The 18,757-nt window shown below is 61.9% G+C and carries 15 protein-coding genes; 4 read left to right on the forward strand and 11 right to left on the reverse strand.

The genetic code is table 11. From position 1 onward, the window contains the following. Window positions 1-164: 164 nt before the first annotated feature. Entirely contained in the window at window positions 165-1,025 is an 861-nt protein-coding gene (locus J3P96_RS21790; RefSeq protein ID WP_171061416.1) for a MurR/RpiR family transcriptional regulator, read from the forward strand. Between the two features lie 140 nt (window positions 1,026-1,165). Here the strand turns inward: J3P96_RS21790 and J3P96_RS21795 are convergent, their stop codons facing one another. The 11 genes from J3P96_RS21795 to edd form a co-directional block, all read right to left on the reverse strand. Next, a complete protein-coding gene (locus J3P96_RS21795) occupies window positions 1,166-2,020 on the reverse strand; it encodes a D-hexose-6-phosphate mutarotase (protein ID WP_434569577.1) in 855 nt (284 codons plus the stop codon). Between the two features lie 279 nt (window positions 2,021-2,299). After that, window positions 2,300-3,646: a carbohydrate porin gene (locus tag J3P96_RS21800; RefSeq protein ID WP_434625649.1), complete on the reverse strand. Its 1,347-nt coding sequence runs from the start codon at window positions 3,644-3,646 to the stop codon at window positions 2,300-2,302. Window positions 3,647-3,777: 131 nt separating this feature from the next. Further along, window positions 3,778-4,938: an ABC transporter ATP-binding protein gene (locus J3P96_RS21805; RefSeq protein WP_434569579.1), complete on the reverse strand. Its 1,161-nt coding sequence runs from the start codon at window positions 4,936-4,938 to the stop codon at window positions 3,778-3,780. 2 nt (window positions 4,939-4,940) lie between these two features. Beyond that, window positions 4,941-5,786: a carbohydrate ABC transporter permease gene (locus tag J3P96_RS21810; RefSeq protein WP_305496327.1), complete on the reverse strand. Its 846-nt coding sequence runs from the start codon at window positions 5,784-5,786 to the stop codon at window positions 4,941-4,943. Beyond that, entirely contained in the window at window positions 5,779-6,687 is a 909-nt protein-coding gene (locus J3P96_RS21815) for a carbohydrate ABC transporter permease (RefSeq protein WP_030139360.1), read from the reverse strand. The genes J3P96_RS21810 and J3P96_RS21815 overlap by 8 nt, the downstream gene beginning before the upstream one ends. Before the next feature lie 144 nt (window positions 6,688-6,831). Beyond that, a complete protein-coding gene (locus J3P96_RS21820) occupies window positions 6,832-8,133 on the reverse strand; it encodes an ABC transporter substrate-binding protein (protein WP_434653473.1) in 1,302 nt (433 codons plus the stop codon). Between the two features lie 116 nt (window positions 8,134-8,249). Further along, window positions 8,250-9,509, reverse strand: a complete 1,260-nt coding sequence (locus tag J3P96_RS21825) for an AGE family epimerase/isomerase (protein ID WP_434653475.1) — start codon at window positions 9,507-9,509, stop codon at window positions 8,250-8,252. A 226-nt stretch (window positions 9,510-9,735) separates the two neighbouring features. Continuing rightward, on the reverse strand, window positions 9,736-11,205 hold the full coding sequence (locus J3P96_RS21830) for an ATP-binding protein (protein WP_434653477.1): 1,470 nt from the start codon (window positions 11,203-11,205) through the stop codon (window positions 9,736-9,738). Continuing rightward, the gene (locus J3P96_RS21835) at window positions 11,195-11,926 is read right to left on the reverse strand and encodes a response regulator (RefSeq protein ID WP_042730801.1); all 732 of its coding nucleotides are present in this window, start codon (window positions 11,924-11,926) and stop codon (window positions 11,195-11,197) included. Before J3P96_RS21835 ends, J3P96_RS21830 begins: the two co-directional genes overlap by 11 nt. A 114-nt stretch (window positions 11,927-12,040) precedes the next feature. Continuing rightward, window positions 12,041-13,000 carry a glucokinase gene (locus tag J3P96_RS21840; RefSeq protein WP_434653479.1) on the reverse strand — a complete coding sequence of 320 codons (960 nt, stop codon included), beginning with the start codon at window positions 12,998-13,000 and terminating at the stop codon, window positions 12,041-12,043. Next, on the reverse strand, window positions 12,997-14,823 hold the full coding sequence (gene edd / locus J3P96_RS21845) for a phosphogluconate dehydratase (RefSeq protein ID WP_434653481.1): 1,827 nt from the start codon (window positions 14,821-14,823) through the stop codon (window positions 12,997-12,999). Before edd ends, J3P96_RS21840 begins: the two co-directional genes overlap by 4 nt. Window positions 14,824-15,052: 229 nt before the next feature. Between edd and gap the strand changes: the two genes are divergently transcribed. The 3 genes from gap to J3P96_RS21860 all read left to right on the forward strand — a co-directional run bounded on the left by gap (window position 15,053) and on the right by J3P96_RS21860 (window position 18,755). Next, window positions 15,053-16,054, forward strand: coding sequence for a type I glyceraldehyde-3-phosphate dehydrogenase (gap, locus tag J3P96_RS21850; protein ID WP_305496333.1), 1,002 nt, complete (start codon window positions 15,053-15,055; stop codon window positions 16,052-16,054). Between the two features lie 179 nt (window positions 16,055-16,233). Beyond that, on the forward strand, window positions 16,234-17,661 hold the full coding sequence (locus J3P96_RS21855; RefSeq protein ID WP_434653483.1) for a di-heme oxidoredictase family protein: 1,428 nt from the start codon (window positions 16,234-16,236) through the stop codon (window positions 17,659-17,661). Between the two features lie 29 nt (window positions 17,662-17,690). Further along, window positions 17,691-18,755, forward strand: coding sequence for an imelysin family protein (locus J3P96_RS21860; RefSeq protein ID WP_305496335.1), 1,065 nt, complete (start codon window positions 17,691-17,693; stop codon window positions 18,753-18,755). The last annotated feature ends 2 nt before the right edge of the window (window positions 18,756-18,757 follow it).

Genomic DNA, 18,757 nt, shown 5'->3' on the forward strand with positions numbered 1-18,757 from the left:
ATACCTTTTTTCAAGGTATCACTCAAGGAAAAATGTAGTAATAACTACAACATTTTTCGAAAATACCGATTCCGAGTGGTGGTCCGTCGGAGCCATCAGTAGGATAGGCCACCGCCAAGGGTCGTATCAAAGACCCGTTTCTCTAGGAATCTTGTATGGACCGCGTGCGAAATCTACTGGAGCAGATCCAGAGTCGCCTGGAAGACCTGAACAAGGCCGAACGCAAGGTGGCCGAGGTGATCCTGCTCAACCCGCAGCAGGCGACCCGCTTCAGCATCGCCGCCCTCGCCCAGGCCGCTTCGGTCAGCGAACCGACCGTCAACCGCTTCTGCCGCTCGTTCGGCGTCAGCGGCTATCCGGAACTCAAGCTGCAACTGGCCCAGAGCCTGGCCAGCGGCGCGGCCTATGTCAGCCGTGCGGTCGAGGCCGATGACAATCCGGAAGCCTATACCCGCAAAATCTTTGGCAGTGCCATCGCTTCATTGGACAGCGCCTGCCAGGCCCTTGATCCAAATTTGATCAGTCGCGCCGTGGATCTGCTGATCCAGGCCCGCCAGATCCACTTCTTCGGCCTCGGCGCCTCGGCCCCCGTGGCGCTGGATGCCCAGCACAAGTTTTTCCGCTTCAACCTGGCGGTGACCGCCCATGCCGATGTGCTGATGCAGCGCATGATCGCCTCGGTGGCCCATACCGGCGAGCTGTTCGTGATCATCTCTTACACCGGGCGTACCCGCGAACTGGTGGAAGTGGCGCGCATCGCCCGGGAAAACGGCGCATCGGTGCTCGGCCTGACCGCCGAGGGCTCGCCGCTGGCCAAGGCGAGCACCTTGAGCCTGAACATCCCTTTGCCGGAAGACACCGACATCTATATGCCGATGACGTCGCGGATTATCCAGCTCACCGTGCTCGATGTGCTCGCCACCGGCATGACCCTGCGCCGCGGCGTGGATTTCCAACCGCATTTGCGCAAGATCAAGGAAAGCCTGAACGCCAGCCGGTATCCGGTTGGGGATGAGTTCAACTGATTCGATTCAAAATCTAGGCACCTGACATTCCCTCTTCGCGAGCAGGCTCGCTCCCACAATAGATCTTTGACGTTCACATAGACCTCTGTGGGAGCGAGCTTGCTCGCGATGAGGCCAGCCGCCACACCAGCGATCCTGACCTAAGCCCCCACCCGCGCCTGCAAACTCAAATGCGCCCGCTCACCCGGCGCCAGGCACAGGCTCCCGGTACCGCCGCTGGCCGCTTCGACGCAGACGAATTCACTCACTTCATCCCAGCTCACACCCAACAGTGGCCGTGCGCCGGGATGCCACACCACCGTATCGGCGCTGTCGCCGGTGTCGATGCGCAGCTCGCGTTGCCAGGCGTGATCCTTTAGCTGCAATTCGCCCTCATGCTGGAACACTCGTTGACAGCCACCCTCCACCCGTAACTCGCCCTCCTGCTGGCAAACCGCCCGGTTCAACTGGTCGTAACCCTGGGCGCCGTCGAGGCCAGACAGCGCTACCTCGCCAACGTCACCAATGCGCCAATAGGCGTGCAAGGCCTGGCTCAACTGGCAGGGCAGGCTGTCCTGATGTTCGGTGCTCAAGCGCAGTTCCATGCGCTCACCCAGGTCGGCATGCAGGTCCACCTGCCAGTCACACAATTGCAATTGCCAATGCAGGTGGACGCCCTCTTCGTCGCTGCTGCTGTCGAGCAATTTCCAGTCGATCAATCGCGCCCAACCATGGGAGGGCCAGGCATTTTCACTTGGATGACGGCCATACCATGGCCAACACACCGGCACCCCGCCGCGAATCGCCCCGACTTGCGGCCACCTGGCTGCGCACCACAACCACGGCTTCTGCCCGCGCGGCTGGAAGTGCAGCAACTGCGCGCCCTGGCGACTGAACACCGCCTGGCACAACGGGTGGTCGATCACCAACACATCGCGCTGCTGATAGCGCTCCCACGCAAACACCGGACGCTCGCGCAAGGATCTGAAAAAGCGTTGTAGTGGATGCTCATGCATGATGGGTCGCGGTCCTGGAAATCATTGAGTTACCGATCTGTCTGCGACACTGATTGTGGCGAGGGGATTTATCCCCGCTGGACTGCGAAGCAGTCCCAAATCAATGACTGAAACACTGAGGCGCCTGTTTTAGGGCCGCTGCGCGGCCCAGCGGGGCGGTGCGACGTTTCGCTAAATCCCCTCGCCACAAGTTCAATGCCAGCCACCTTGCAAAAAAAAGCGGACAGCCTTGGCCGTCCGCAAATATGCGCACATAGAGAGGAGCTTATCGCAACAGCGTTAGAACACCGACTGAATTTTCAGGCCGGCCACCAGCGCGTTGTCGACTTCATCGACACCACCCGGGTGAGTCACGTATTGCAGGTTCGGACGTACGGTCAGCCAGTTGGTGACATGGAAGCCGTAGTTGATTTCGTAGTTGTACTCAGTGCTACGCAACGGCGCGAACAGTGGATCGTCGTAGTCGCTGACGCCATTGGCGGCGTTGGTCAACTCGGCGTTTTTCTTGACGTCCTCGTTGACATGGATACGGGCGAAACCGATACCAACGTCGTCCTTCGGACGCGCATCGAACGGCCCCTTGTACACGAACATCAGCGACTGGTAGTTGTCGACGACGTTGGTGTCCTTGTCGTGGACAGTAGCGTTGGCCGCGATGTTCAGGCCGCGGGTAGCATCGCCATTGTGAGTGGTGAGCTGCTGCTGCACGACGAGCCAGTAGCCGTGTTTGCTGCTGTGGCTACGATAGGCGTTGCCAGTGGTCGCGGCGTCATCGCCGTTGATGTCTTCGCGAACATCGTCAGCCTTGGCCGTGCTCTTGTAGTAACCGACGCGGTATTCGCCCGGCAGGTTATTGAGCTTCGGCGACCAGACCAACTCGATCGGAATCAGAGTGCCCTTGGTGCCACTGCCGCTGAGCTTGTAGCGGTTGTTGTTTTCCAGTTGCGAAGGGTTCTGGTTGTAGGCACCGATTTGCGCATAGAGCTCAGGCGTGAGGTTGTATTTAACCCGGATCGCCGCCTGCATGATCGGCCAGTTGTACCAGATGCCGGTCGCCCAGTTACCCGCTTGCGAACCGCAGAACGCCAGGTTCTGGAACTCGCACGGGAAGGTGTTGAAGTCTTCGCCCTCACCGAAGTAACCGGCTTTGACATCCAGCTTGCTGTCGAAGTACTTCTGCTTGATCCACAACTGGGTCAGACGGGTAGTCTGCCCACGGCCCCAGACTTCCTGGGAGGAACTGAGGGTGCCGGCACGTGGATCACCGATACGGTCGTTGGAGATGTTGCGACCGTCCCGGCGAGTGAATTGAATCTTGGCTTCGGTATCGTTCCAGCCTGCCAGTTTCTCCAGGTCAAGAGCTACGCCCAGGCCAAACTGCTGGGACCAGCGCGCGGTCTTGTCATCGTTGTAGCCGCCGTCGAGGTTGGCACCCATCTCACCGACGAAATCCGCCTTGATATCGATACCTTGCTCGATCAGCTTGGTCCGTTCACCGCCCCAGTCGCCCGTCATCCACTTCGAGTCGGCGCTGAACGCGTCGGCTGCGTGTGCGCTACCGGCCAGCATCATCGCCGCAACGGCTGACAACTGGCAGATAAGCTGGGCATTGTTCTTCTTCTTCATCCCTACATCCTCGTCTTTATTGTTATTAACTGTTTTTATCTAACGCGGTTTACAACGATTGCGATGAATGTCCCCACCCATCGCATACTCCTTTTGTGTGGAAGCAGGCTTGCTGCCCCCACATTTGTTCATCAGCGGCCTTTGAACTGCGCCACGTTGTCGGCTCGGGCTTCCATCGACGGTTGCGCGGCCACGCCCAGGCGCTCGCCGGATTTGGCATCGAACAGCAGCACTTTCGATGGATCGAATTGCAGCGTCAGGGTCTCTCCCGGCGACGGCGCCACGTCCGGTGCCAGTCGGCAGCAGACCTTGGTGTCGTTGAGATTGACGAACACCAGGGTGTCCGGACCGGTAGGCTCGGTGACCTGGACTTCGGCGCGGATGGTCGGCAGGCCGTTCGGCTCGTTGCCCGCCAGCACGATCTGTTCCGGGCGCAGGCCAAGGATCACTTCGCGATCCTCCAGGCCGGCGTCCTGCATGCCCAGCGGCAGCTCGCAACGGGCCTGGCCGCTGTCGAGCAAGGCCAACAGGCGACCGTCCTTGCGTTGCAGGCGTAGCGGGATGAAGTTCATCGGCGGCGAACCGATGAAGCTCGCCACGAACAGGTTGGCCGGGTTGTTGTAGATGTCCTTCGGCGTGCCGAACTGCTGGATGATCCCATCCTTCATCACGGCGACTTTATCGCCCAGGGTCATGGCCTCGATCTGGTCGTGGGTCACGTAGACCGTGGTGGTCTTCAGGCGCTGGTGCATCAGTTTCATTTCGGTGCGCATCTCGACCCGCAGCTTGGCGTCGAGGTTGGACAGCGGCTCGTCGAACAGGTAGATCTTCGGCCGCCGCGCCAGGGCCCGGCCCATCGCGACGCGCTGTTGCTGCCCGCCGGAGAGCTGGCCGGGCTTGCGGTTGAGCAAGTGCTCGATCTGCAATAGCTTGGCCACCCGCGCCACTTCTTCGTTGATGTCCGCTTGTTTCATCTTGCGGATCTTCAGGCCGAACTCAATGTTCTCGCGCACGCTCATGGTCGGGTACAGCGCATAGGACTGGAACACCATGGCGATGTCGCGATCCTTGGGACTCATGCCGCTGACGTCCTGGTCGCCGATCATGATCGCGCCACCGGTGATGGTCTCGAGGCCGGCGATGCAGTTCATCAGGGTCGATTTGCCGCAGCCCGAAGGACCGACCAGGATCAGGAATTCACCTTCCTTGATCGACAGCTGGATGTCTTTCAAGGTGTCGGGCAGGCCCGCGCCGTAGGTCTTGTTTACATTGCGAAGTTCAAGCGTAGCCATGATTACCCCTTGACCGCGCCAGCCGTGAGGCCGCGCACGAAATACTTGCCTGCGATCACATAGACCAGCAGGGTCGGCAGCCCGGCGATCATCGCCGCCGCCATGTCCACGTTATATTCCTTGGCCCCGGTGCTGGTGTTGACCAGGTTGTTCAGCGCCACCGTGATGGGCTGGGAGTCGCCGCTGGAGAACACCACGCCAAAGAGGAAGTCGTTCCAGATCTGGGTGAATTGCCAGATCAGGCAGACCATGATGATCGGCGTCGACATTGGCAGGATGATCCGCCGGAAGATCGTGAAGAACCCGGCACCGTCGAGGCGCGCGGCCTTCACCAGCGCGTCGGGAATGCTCACGTAGTAATTGCGGAAGAACAGCGTGGTGAACGCCAGGCCGTAGACGACATGGACAAACACCAGGCCGGTGGTGGTGCTGGCCAGGCCCATCTTGCCGAGGGTGAACGAGGCTGGCAGCAGCACGGTCTGGAACGGCAGGAAGCAGCCGAACAGCAACAGGCCGAAGAACAACTGCGAACCACGGAAGCGCCACATCGACAGCACATAGCCGTTCAACGCGCCGATGGCGGTGGAAATCAGTACGGCCGGCACGGTGATCTTGATCGAGTTCCAGAAGTACCCGTTGACCGTCCCCCAGGCCTTGACCCAGCCGATGCCGCTGACCACGGTCGGCCAGCTCAACAGGTTACCGGTACTGATGTCTTCCGGCGTCTTGAAGCTGGTCAACAGCATGACCACCAACGGCACCAGGTAAAGCAACACGGCAAGGATCAGCACCGCATAGATCGCGATACGGCTCAGGCTGATGGCAGGTTTCGCAGCGAGACTAGTCATGACGCTTGGCCCTCAGCTCGGAATACAGGTAAGGCACGATGATCGCGAGGATCGCACCGAGCATCAGGATTGCACTGGCCGAGCCCATGCCCATCTGGCCGCGACTGAACGTAAAGGAGTACATGAACATGGCAGGCAGGTCGGAGGAATACCCCGGACCGCCAGCTGTCATCGCCGCCACCAGGTCGAAACTCTTGATCGCGATATGCGCCAGGATCATCACGGCACTGAAGAACACTGGACGCAGGCTTGGCAGCACCACTTTCCAGTAAATGCGCGGCATGCTCGCGCCATCGATCTGCGCGGCACGGATGATCGATTGATCAACGCCCCGCAGGCCGGCCAGGAACATCGCCATGATGAAACCTGAGGCTTGCCAGACCGCAGCGATCACCAGGCAGTACACCACGCGATCGGGGTCGATCAGCCAGTCCAGGCGAAAGCCTTCCCAACCCCAGTCGCGCAACAATTTATCCAGGCCCATGCCCGGGTTGAGCAGCCATTTCCAGGCGGTACCGGTGACGATCATCGAGAGCGCCATCGGGTACAGGTAAATGGTGCGGATGAACCCTTCGCGACGAATACGCTGGTCGAGGAACACCGCCAGCAGCACGCCGATCACCAGGGTGATACCAATGAACATGCCACCAAAGACTGCCAGGTTCTTGCTCGCCACCCACCAGCGGTCGTTGTCCCAAAGCCGTGCGTATTGCGCCAGGCCGGCCCATTTATAGGTAGGCAGGAAGGTCGACGTGGTGAACGACAGGACGAACGTCCACAAGATGTAGCCATAGAAGCCCACCAGGACGATGAACATGCTCGGCGCCAGCACCAGTTTTGGTAGCCAGCGCTGCAATGCATCGAACGGCGAGGCCTTGCTGAACACAGCAACAGAACTCATGGGAAGATCCAAAAACTAGGTTACAAGGGCCTCCCTTTGTGGGAGCGAGCTTGCTCGCGATGGCAGTGTGTCAGTTCACTCATTTGCTGCCTGACACTCCGCTATCGCGAGCAAGCTCGCTCCCACAAGGGACCGCGGCGCTAATTACTTCGCAGACTGAACCGCTGCGCCCAATTTCTTGGCAGCATCGGCCGGGTCGGCTTTCGGGTCGTTGATGTAGTTGGTCACGACATCGAAGAACGCGCCCTGCACCGCCAGCGTGGTCGCCATGTTGTGCGCCATGCTTGGTTGCAGGCCGCCGCTCTTGGCGTCTGCCAGGAAGTCCTTGGCGGCGGTCTGGGCGCACGAGTCGAAACCGTACTTGGCCATGTCGCCCAGCATGTCGTTACGCACCGGGATCGAGCCTTTGTTGATGCTGAAGACTTTCTGGAAGTTCTCGCCCAGCACGACCTTGGCGATATCCTGCTGACCCGCCGCCGTGCCCTTGTCTTTCTGCTTGAACACCGCCAAAGAGTCGATGTTGTAGGTGAAGGCCTTGTCGGTACCCGGGAAGGCTACGCACTCGTAGTCCTTGCCGGCGACCTTCTTGGCCGCGGTCCACTCGCTCTTGGCCCAGTCACCCATGATCTGCATGCCGGCCTTGCCATTGATGACCTTGGCCGCTTCCAGGTTCCAGTCCTGGCCCTTGCCATCGGGATCCATGTAGGTCGCGACCTTTTTCAGCTCGGTCAGCGCCTTGACCATTTCCGGACCGGTCAGCGCCTTGTTGTCCAGGTCGACCAGGGCTTTCTTGTAGCCATCGACGCCCATCACCGAAAGCACCACCGCTTCGAACACGGTGCTGTCCTGCCATGGCTGGCCGCCGTGGGCCAGGGGAATGAAGCCTGCGGCCTTGAGCTTGTCACCGGCGGCGTAGAATTCTTCGAGGGTGGTCGGGTTCTTGGTGATGCCGGCTTTCTTGAAGACTTCCGGGTTGATCCACAGCCAGTTGACGCGGTGGATATTCACCGGCACAGCGACGTAGTCACCTTCGTACTTCACGGTGTCGGAGACTTTCTTGTCGAGCAGGCTGTCCCACTTCTCCGCTTTGGCAACGTCTTCCAGGATGTCGGTATCGAGCAGGCCGGTGGACGCCCATTCCTGGATGTCCGGACCTTTGATCTGGGCTACGCCCGGTGGGTTGCCGGCCACAGCACGACTCTTGAGCACGGTCATGGCGGTGGAACCGCCGCCGCCGGCGACAGCGCCGTCCTTCCAGGTAAAGCCGTCTTTTTCTACCTGGGCCTTGAGCACATCGACCGCGGCTTTTTCACCACCCGACGTCCACCAGTGGACGACTTCCACGGAACCTTTCGATTCGGCGGCCAGGGCGCTGACGGGGAATGCTGCGACGGGAAGCAAGGAAGCAAGAGAAATGACAGTAGCGAGGCGAGAAATCGCATTCATCTAGAAGTACCTTTCTTGTTGTTATGCATGCAAGTCTGGTGCTTGCGCTGCATGGATTCTAATCAGGGGCAATCCCTTCGCAGGTAACGAAGGGACGCGTGTATGTCACGACATGGTTACACAGGTGCGGGATCGGATAATCGCGCCAGGGCCGACGCCATGCTCGGCGCCAATGGCAAGCGTGGTATCAGCACCGCTTGCCAGGCGTGATAAAGATCCGGTTTGCCCGGCCAGATGTCGGCGCTGGGGCGGTTCTGCGGGTCCAGCTCGTGATGCCAGCTGCCGTTGCAGCGGTCGATGAAATGTTTGTCACAAAATTCCCAGAAACGCCGGTACCAGACTTCGTATTGGGCCTCGTCGGTACGTTTGAGCAAGGCACTGGCCGCCGCTGCCGCTTCGGCGTGCACCCAGTGCAGGCGATGGCGAACCACGGCGCGATTGTCCCAGTCCAGCGTGTAGACGATGCCGGGCGCGCCATCGATGTCCCAGCCATGGCGGCAATTCTGATCGAAAAGTTTCTGCGCATCCTGGGCCAGCCAGCCCGGTGTCAGCATGCCGACCTGCACGCGCGCGGCTTCCAGATGCAGCAGCAGCCGCGCCCATTCGAAACCATGACCGGGCGTGGTGCCGTAGGGACGGAAGCCATCGGCGGGATTGTCCTGGTTGTACTCGCGCAGCGGTTGCCAGTCGCGGTCGAAATGCTCCACCACCATGTAGTCGTTGGCGGCCGCATGACCATGGATGACCCGCTCGACGATACGCAGCGCGCGGGCCAACCAGCGCGGGTCGTCCGTGGCGTCGGCCAGGGCCAGGAAGGCTTCGGTGGCGTGCATGTTGCTGTTGGCGCCGCGATAGGCTTCCTCCTCGCTCCAGTCGCGGTTGAAGGACTCGCGCAGGGCGCCCTCTTCTTCACACCAGAAATGCTCGTCGATAACCCGCACCGCTTCCTTGAGCAATGCCTCGGCGCCGGGGCGTTGGGCAACTACCGCGGAGCTGGCGGCCAAGGCCACGAAAGCATGCAGGTAAGCGGCCTTGCCGGTGTCGCTGGCATCGGGATCGGCCATGGCGAACCAGCCGCCATGTTCGGCATCGCGCAGCGGGCCGCCGAGGGCCTGGACGCCATGATCCACCAGCTCGGCGAACCCCGGCAGGCCCTGGATGTGGGCCATGGCGAAGCTGTGGGTCATGCGTGCGGTGTTCATGGTCTCGGCCCGCGCACCGGCCGGCAGGCGACCCAGCTCGTCCAGGTTGCCGAAACCGTCCGGCAGCTTCGAAGCCTTGGCGAACGCCAGCAGCCGCAAACCTTCGGCAGCGAGCCATTGCCGATGGGCAGGCGCATTCAGCCAACTGCTGAACGCCGGTTGGAAGGTGTCCATCGAGGTACCTTTTTTGTTGTTTTGACGCAGGGAGTCTAAACAAGGCGGGATGGGCGACAGGTAACGAAAGGGGCGAGTTATGTCACCGGTTTGTGACATTCAGCTGAGAGAAGTATCGAGACGACTGACGCCATCGCGAGCAAGCTCGCTCCCACATTGGATCTTCGGCGTTCACAAATCCCCTGTGGGAGCGAGCTTGCTCGCGATGAACGATAACGCGGTCTAATCAATCCACACTGCGAGGCAACTGCAACGTCACCCGCAACCCGCCCTCGCGCAGGTTCTGCAGGCTCACCTCGCCGCCATGGCTGTGGGCAATGTTGCGCGCGATGCCCAACCCCAGGCCATATCCCTGCTGCTGCCCGGCCAGGCGAAAATGCGGTTCGAAGACCTGTTCGAGGCGTTGTTCCGGTACGCCCGGGCCTTCATCGTCGACGTGCAGGATGAAGGCGTTTTCATCATCGTCGATGTGCAAGTGGGCCCTCTGCCCATATTTCAAGGCGTTGTCGATCAGGTTGCCGATGCAGCGCTTGAGGGCCAGCGGTTTGCCGGGGTACGGTGCCAACGCCCGGCCATCCTGGGTCACCCGGCCGTTGCCGTGGGGCGCCAGGTAAGGCTCCACCAGGCAATCGAGCACATGATTGAGGTCCACCGGCTCGATGTTCTCGTGGATATCGGTGTCCTTGACGCATTGCAGCGCGCCTTTGACCAGCAGCTCCAGCTCGTCGAGGTCGCGGCCGAACTTGGCCTGCAGATTTTCATCCTCCAGCAACTCGACCCGCAGCCGCAGGCGGGTGATCGGCGTGCGCAGGTCATGGGAAATCGCACTGAACAACTGGCTGCGCTCGGTCAGGTAGCGGCTGATGCGCTCGCGCATGGCATTGAACGCCCGCCCCACTTCCACCACTTCGCTGCCGCCGCCCTCGGCCACGGGCTCCACTTCAGCGCCCAGGGACATGTCCCGCGCGGCACGGGCCAAGCGCTTGAGCGGACGACTCTGCCAATGCACCAGCAAGCCGATGAACAACAGCAACAGGCTACTGGTGAGCACGATGAAGCCCACCTGCTGCTTGGGCAGGTCCTGCTCTTCAAGACTGGTATAGGGTTCGGGCAGCAGCGAGGCGATGTACAGCCATTCGCCCGGCGCCATCTGGATCTGCGTGACCAGTACCGGCGGGTTCACCGGCTCGAGCGTCAGGGCGTAGTGGGCCCACGAACGGGGCAATTCATCAAGCTTGAGCCCGCCGTTGAAGATCCGCAGGTCCTCGGGGCTGACAAACTTGACGGAGATGTCGGCGTTATTGCCCAGGGAGCGGCGCAGCACATCGTCCACGGCCTTGAGCACCGCCAGTTTGCGCGGCGTGACCGGCAGCACATCCATGCCCAGCGGCTTGTCATTGAGCGTAACGACAAACCGCGTGCCGCCCATGCTGCGCAACTGGTCCAGCACCAACGGCCGATAGGCCACCGGCAGCGAACGCAAGTAGGTCACGGTGGCGGTCATCGAGTGAGCCAGGCTGCGGGCGCTGGTGACCAGGCCTTCGAGCTGCGTGGCGCGCAGTTGCGAAACCCAGATCAGGCTCGACAGCGTCTGGGCGAACAGCACCACCAGCAGCGTCAGCAGCAGCATCCGTCCGAGCAACGAGCGCGGCACGGGCACCCGTCGGGCAATCTTGCGGACTCCCTCAATGACCATTGCTGGCAACCACACTGGCCGCCAGTTGATAACCGCTGCCGCGCACCGTGCGGATCAATCGCGGCGGCTTGTCGGTATCGCGCAGGCGCTGGCGCAAGCGACTGACCGCCATGTCGACAATCCGGTCCAGCGGCATCAATTCACGCCCTCGGGTGGCGTTGCCGATGGTGTCGCGGTCGAGGATTTCCTGTGGATGATCGAGGAACAGCTTGAGCAAGGCAAAATCGGCACCCGACAGGATCACCTCTTCGCCATCGGCATGGAACAGCCGGTGGCTGACCATGTCCAGCCGCCACTCATCGAAGGCCAGCACTTCGCCGCCGGATCGCTCCTGGCCGAACTGCGCCCGTCGCAGCAAGGCCTTGATGCGCGCCTGCAATTCGCGAGGACTGAACGGCTTGCCCAGGTAATCATCCGCACCCAGCTCCAGGCCGATGACCCGATCGGCCTCGTCGGAACTGGCGGTGAGCATGATGATCGGCACATGGGCCTGGCGCGGATGCTGGCGAACCCAGCGGCAAAGGCTGAAGCCGTCCTCGTCGGGCAGCATCACGTCGAGGATCACCAGGTCGCTCGGAGCCTCGTTGAGGGCCTGGCGAAACCCGGCGCCATCGGGGGTGGTACGCACCTGGAAACCCGCGCGACTGAGGTAAGTGTCCAGCAGTTCGCGAATCTCCTGGTCGTCGTCGACCAGCAAAATCGATTTGTTCACTGAACTCACGGGGCCTCGTCCTTGTTGTTTGAATTGGGGGCGATTATGCCTGATGGACGGGTTTTACAAACACATCACAGCCCCTGTGGGAGCGAGCCTGCTCGCTCCCACAGGGGCTGCATCTCAATCTGCGGAGGACTGCTCCAACGCCACGCCCGCACCCATCAGGCCGGAATACGGCGCCGTCACCAGCCAGACCGGAATGCCTTTGAAATAATCGCTCATGCAGCCCTTGTCGGCGAAGCATCGGGCGAAGCCACTCTCGACAAAAAAATCGGCAAAGCGCGGGACCACGCCACCGACGATGTACACGCCGCCACGCCCGCCCACGGTGAGCACGTTGTTGCCCGCCACGCGCCCCAGCCAACGGCAGAATTGTTCGAGCACCTCCAGGGCGACCGGGTCGCCGGCCAGGCCGGCGGCGGTGATCGACTCGGGGGTATCAAGCACCGGCTCATGGCCGTCCACCGCGCAGATCGCCCGGTACACACGAGGCAGACCGCTGCCGCTCAGTGCCGTTTCGGCGCTGACGTGGCCGATTTCGTTGTAGATGTGCTGCCAGAGCTGGGTCTCGCGCGGACTGCTCATCGGCAGGTCGACATGCCCGCCCTCCCCCGGCAACGCCGCGAAACGGCCCTCGCCCAGGTCCAGCAGCGTACCGACGCCCAGCCCCGTGCCCGGGCCGATCACCACCGCCGGGCGCATCGGTTCCGGCGTGCCCTGGCAGACGACCCGGTACTCATCGGGACGCAAGCAGGTCATGCCCAGGGCCATGGCGGAGAAATCGTTGACCAGCAGCAGCTTCTCCACCTGCAAAGTCTTGCAGAACGCCAGGTTGCTCAAGCGCCAGTGATTGTTGGTGAAGCGAAACTCATCGCCACTCACCGGACCGGCCACCGACAGGCACACCGAGCCGATGGAACCCGGCGCCATGCCCATCCCGCTCAGATAAACCTTGATGGCATCTTCCGGGCAGGCGTAATCCGCCGTCGCCAGCACCTGGATGTTTTCCAGGTTGTGGTTCTTCCACAACGCGAAACGTGCGTTGGTCCCACCGATATCACCGACCAAAGCCAGTTTCAATTAAGCGTCTCCAGGGCAGAAGTGAAGGCGCTGGCGCCCTGCTCTGCCGAGCTGAAGGCCATGCGCATGAAACCGAACAGCTCGCGACCGGTGCCGATGTTGTTGCCCAACAGGCCCTTGGCCGGTTCGCGCGCGGCGAATTCCTCGGCGTCCACCTTCAATTCCAAGGTGCCTTTGACGCCATCGACACGGATGATATCGCCCTCGCGCACCCGAGCCAACGCGCCGCCAACATAGGCTTCGGGACTGACATGGATGGCCGCCGGGATTTTCCCCGATGCGCCGGACATGCGCCCGTCGGTGACCAACGCTACCTTGAACCCGCGATCCTGCAGCACGCCGAGAAAGGGCGTCATCTTGTGCAGCTCCGGCATGCCGTTGGAGCGCGGGCCCTGGAAGCGCATCACCGCGACAAAATCCTTCTCCAGCAGACCGGCCTTGAACGCATCGGCCAGGTCCTGCTGGTCCTGGAACACCATGGCCGGGGCTTCGACGACCTGGTTTTCCAGGGCCACGGCCGAGACCTTCATCACGCCCCGGCCCAGGTTGCCTTCCATCACCCGCAGCCCGCCTTCCGGCGAGAAGGCCCGGGCGACCGGACGCAGGATGCTTTCGTCGAGACTTTCGGTCGGGCCATCGCGCCAGACCAGTTCGCCGCCCTCCAGGAACGGTTCCTGGGTGTAACGGCTCAGGCCGTGGCCCATCACGGTGTTGACGTTTTCGTGGAGCAGGCCGGCTTCCAGCAGTTCGCGAATCAGGAACGACATGCCGCCCGCCGCCTGGAAGTGGTTGATATCAGCCTTGCCGTTCGGGTAGACGTGGCTCAGGGTCGGCACCACTTCGGAGAGGTCGGCCATGTCCTGCCAGGTCAGCTGGATGCCCGCCGCCATGGCGATGGCCGGCATGTGCAGGGTGTGATTGGTGGAGCCACCGGTGGCGTGCAGCGCAACGATGGAGTTGACCAGCGAACGCTCGTCGACGATTTCGCCGATGGGCATGAAGTTGCCGCTCTGCATGGTCAGGCGCGTCACCTGGAACGCCGCTTCGCGGGTCAGGGCATCGCGCAGCGGCGTGTTCGGGTTGACGAACGAGGCGCCCGGCAAGTGCAGGCCCATCACTTCCATTAGCAACTGGTTGGTGTTGGCGGTGCCGTAGAACGTGCAGGTACCTGGGCTGTGGTAGGACTTCATCTCCGACTCCAGCAGCTCTTCGCGGGTCGCCTTGCCTTCGGCATAGCGCTGGCGCACATCGGCCTTTTCCTTGTTGGAAATGCCCGAGACCATCGGCCCGCCAGGCACGAAGATCGTCGGCAGATGACCGAAGCGCAGCGCGCCCATCATCAGGCCCGGGACGATCTTGTCGCAGATGCCCAGCATCAAGGCACCGTCGAACATGTTGTGGGACAACGCCACCGCCGTGGACAACGCGATCACTTCGCGGCTTGGCAGGCTCAGCTCCATCCCCGCCTCGCCCTGGGTCACACCATCGCACATCGCTGGCGTACCGCCGGCGAACTGGCCGACCGAGCCGATCTCGCGCAGGGCTTTCTTGATTTGTTCCGGGAAGGTTTCGTACGGCTGGTGGGCCGAGAGCATGTCGTTATAGGACGACACGATAGCGATGTTGGCGGCGTTCATCATCCGCAGGTGATGTTTGTCTTCAGTGCCGCAACCGGCAACGCCATGGGCGAAGTTGGCGCATTGCAGCTTGCCGCGCATCGGACCGTCGCTGGCTGCACCGCGGATCAGTGCAAGGTAAGCCTCGCGAGTAGCGCGACTGCGGGCGATAAGCCGTTCGGTGACCTCAAGTACGCGGGGATGCATGTGTAGAACTCCAGGCTAACGGATGTGGCGACCTGATTGTCTATGCTGGTTAGAAGCCCTTTGCACACCGCAGGAAAGACAGGCGACAAACGGTTTCTGACCAATCGGACCAGTTGATTCAGGTCACTCGTTGTAGATAAAACAAAATATTGCCACTAAAAAGGCTTGTTTTCTATTTTTATGCGAATAATCTTGTAATTCCAACAACAAATCGACGGCGGCGCAGTTAATGACTCTTCGAATCGCAATCAATGGTTTTGGCCGCATCGGCCGCAACGTCCTCCGTGCACTGTATACCCAAGGCTATCGTCGCGACTTGCAGATCGTCGCCATCAACGACCTGGGTGACAGCGCGATCAATGCTCACCTGCTCAAGTTCGACACCGTCCACGGCACCTTTGATGCCGACGTGCAGCACGATCATGAGAGCCTGACGGTCAATGGCGACCGCATCGCGGTCAGTGCCATCCGCAACCCGGCCGAACTGCCCTGGGCCGCCGAAAAGATCGACGTCGTGTTCGAATGCACCGGCCTGTTCACCGACCGTGCCAAGGCCGCCGCGCACATCAGCGCCGGCGCCCGCAAGGTGATCATCTCGGCCCCGGCCAAGGGCGCCGACGCGACCGTGGTGTATGGCGTGAACCATGACATCCTGCGCCAGTCCCACCAGATCATTTCCAACGCTTCGTGCACCACCAACTGTCTGGCCCCGGTGGCCCAGGTGCTGCACCGCGAGCTGGGTATCGAAAGCGGCCTGATGACCACTATCCATGCCTACACCAACGACCAGAACCTGACCGACGTCTATCACAGCGACCCGTACCGCGCCCGTTCGGCCACCCAGAACATGATCCCGAGCAAGACCGGCGCCGCCGAAGCGGTAGGCCTTGTGCTGCCGGAGCTGGCGGGCAAGCTGACCGGCATGGCCGTGCGCGTGCCGGTGATCAACGTGTCGCTGGTGGACCTGACCGTGCAGCTCAAGCGCGAAGCTTCGGCCGATGAGGTCAACGCGCTGCTCAAGCAGGCCAGCCAGCATTCGAAGATTCTTGGCTACAACACCCTGCCGCTGGTCTCCAGCGACTTCAACCACAACCCGCTGTCGTCGATCTTCGATGCCAACCACACCAAGGCCAGCGGCAAGCTGCTCAAGGTACTGGCCTGGTATGACAACGAATGGGGTTTCTCCAACCGCATGCTGGATAACTGCCTGGCGCTGTGCAACGCCGAATAATCCCCCGATAGCTGCGTGTGCCTCGACTATTGCTCCCTTGGGGGCGATAGTCGAAAAAGGCCGTCGACCGCCACGCGCTTGAAACATCTGCCTCGAACCAAACGATAATTCCTCTTATTCAAACTCCCCCACCCTGTTAGACTTTGCGCCCGCGTTTCACTCGTCCCGCAGGATTTCCAATGCTGTCGTTGCCTCTTCGCTTGTGCGCTCTGTTCATGGCCCTGGGCCTGACGGCCTGCGATGACGCCCCGCGTTTTACCCAGGCCGAGCCCGGCGAAGCCAGATCAGGCGGCAGCGCGACAGTACGCAAGGCCGACCAGAACGCCTTCTCGCTGCCCTCGGCCAATCTGCCGCCCTCACGGCGCGTGGACTTCAGCGTCGGCAACAGTTTTTTCCGCAGCCCCTGGGTAATCGCGCCCTCGACTACCACCGCCCGGGACGGCCTCGGCCCCCTGTTCAACACCAACGCCTGCCAGAACTGCCACATCAAGGACGGTCGCGGCCATCCGCCGGCGCCGGATGCCAGCAGCGCGGTGTCGATGCTGGTACGCCTGTCGATCCCCGATGCGCCGCCCTACGCCAAGCTCATCGAACAACTCGGCGTCGTACCTGAGCCGGTCTACGGCGGGCAATTGCAGGACATGTCCGTGCCGGGCGTCGCGCCGGAAGGCAAGGTCAGGGTCGATTACTCTCCCGTCCCGGTGCGCTTCAAGGACGGCACCGTCGTCGAACTGCGCAAGCCGAGCCTGCAGATCAGCCAGCTGGGCTATGGCCCGATGCACCCCGACACACGATTTTCGGCCCGTGTCGCACCGCCGATGATCGGCCTGGGTCTGCTCGAGGCCATCCCCGATACAGCCATCCTGGCCAATGCCGAGGCCCAGGCGCGGGAGAACAACGGCATCGCCGGTCGCCTGAACATGGTCTGGGACGACGTCCAGCAAAAAAACGTGCCGGGGCGCTTCGGCTGGAAGGCCGGACAACCGAACCTCAATCAACAGAACGTCCATGCGTTCTCCGGCGACATGGGCCTGACGACCAGCCTGCGGCCCTTCGACGACTGCACCCAAGCCCAGCTCGATTGCCAGCGCGCGCCCAACGGCAACGGCCCGGAGGGCGAACCGGAAGTCAGCGACAACATTTTGCGACTGGTGCTGTTCTACAGCCGCAACCTCGCCGTGCCGGCCCGCCGCGACGTGGATTCGCCCCAGGTACTGGCGGGCAAGAACCTGTTTTTCCAGGCCGGTTGCCAGTCCTGCCACACCCCCAAGTACACGACGTCTGCCAATGCCGCCGAACCCGAGCTGGCGAACCAGGTCATCCGTCCCTACACCGACCTGCTGTTGCACGACATGGGCGAAGGCCTGGCGGACAACCGCAGCGAATTCAAGGCCAGCGGCCGCGACTGGCGGACCCCGCCGCTGTGGGGCATCGGCCTGACCGAAACCGTCAACGGCCACACCCAGTTTCTCCATGACGGTCGCGCCCGCAACCTGCTCGAAGCCGTGCTCTGGCATGGCGGCGAAGCCCAGGCGGCGCAGCGACAGGTTCTAGCATTCAACGCCGAGCAGCGCGCTGCGCTGTTGGCTTTCCTGAACTCTCTTTAAACGCACTTTCCGAAAAACGGGAGCCCGACATGTTCCGTCCCAAGCTGTTGTTTACCAGCCTCGCCGCCATCGCCCTGGGTGCCTGCTCGCCCCAGGACCCGCAAGCGGTCACCTCGGCCGCCATCGCCAAGCAGGTGATCCTGCCGACCTACAGTCGCTGGGTCGAGGCCGACCGCCAACTGGCGACTAGCGCCCTGGCGTTCTGCCAGGGCAAGGAAAACCTGGAAACCGCCCGCGCCGATTTCCTCAAGGCACAAAAAGCCTGGGCTGAACTCCAGCCGCTGCTGATCGGGCCGCTGGCGGAGGGCAACCGCGCCTGGCAGGTACAGTTCTGGCCGGACAAGAAAAACCTCGTCGGCCGCCAGGTCGAGCAACTGGTCAACAGCCAGCCGCAGATCGACGCCGCCGGCCTGGCCAAGTCCAGCGTCGTCGTGCAGGGGCTCTCGGCCTACGAATACCTGCTGTTCGACGCAAAGATCGACATGGCCGACAGCGCCCAGAAAGCCAAGTACTGCCCGCTGCTGATCGCCATCGGCGAACGCCAGAAGCAACTGGCCGAAGAGATCCTGTCGCGGTGGAACACCAACGACGGCATGCTCGCCCAGATGAGCAAGTTCCCGAACCAGCGCTATGCCGATTCCCATGAAGCGATCGCCGACCTGCTGCGGGTCCAGGTGACCGCCCTGGACACCTTGAAGAAAAAACTCGGCACGCCGATGGGTCGCCAGAGCAAGGGCGTGCCGCAACCGTTCCAGGCCGATGCGTGGCGCAGCCAGTCGTCGCTGCAAGGGCTTGAGGCCAGCCTGAGCGCCGCCCGGACCGTGTGGGTTGGCGTCGACAACAAAGGCTTGCGAGGTTTGTTGCCAAGCGAGCAGAAGCCGCTGGCCGACAAGATCGACGCTGCCTACGACGCCTCGTTGAAACTGTTCGCCAGCAGCCAGCGCTCACTGACCGAAATGCTCGGTGACGACGCCGGGCGCCAGCAACTCAACGATTTGTACGACAGCCTCAACGTCGTCCATCGCCTGCATGAAGGCGAACTGGCCAAGGCGCTGGGCATTCAACTGGGCTTCAACGCCAACGACGGTGACTGATC

Origin of the sequence: Pseudomonas sp. R3-56, from assembly GCF_051132075.1 — a bacterium.
Taxonomy (GTDB): Bacteria; Pseudomonadota; Gammaproteobacteria; order Pseudomonadales; family Pseudomonadaceae; genus Aquipseudomonas.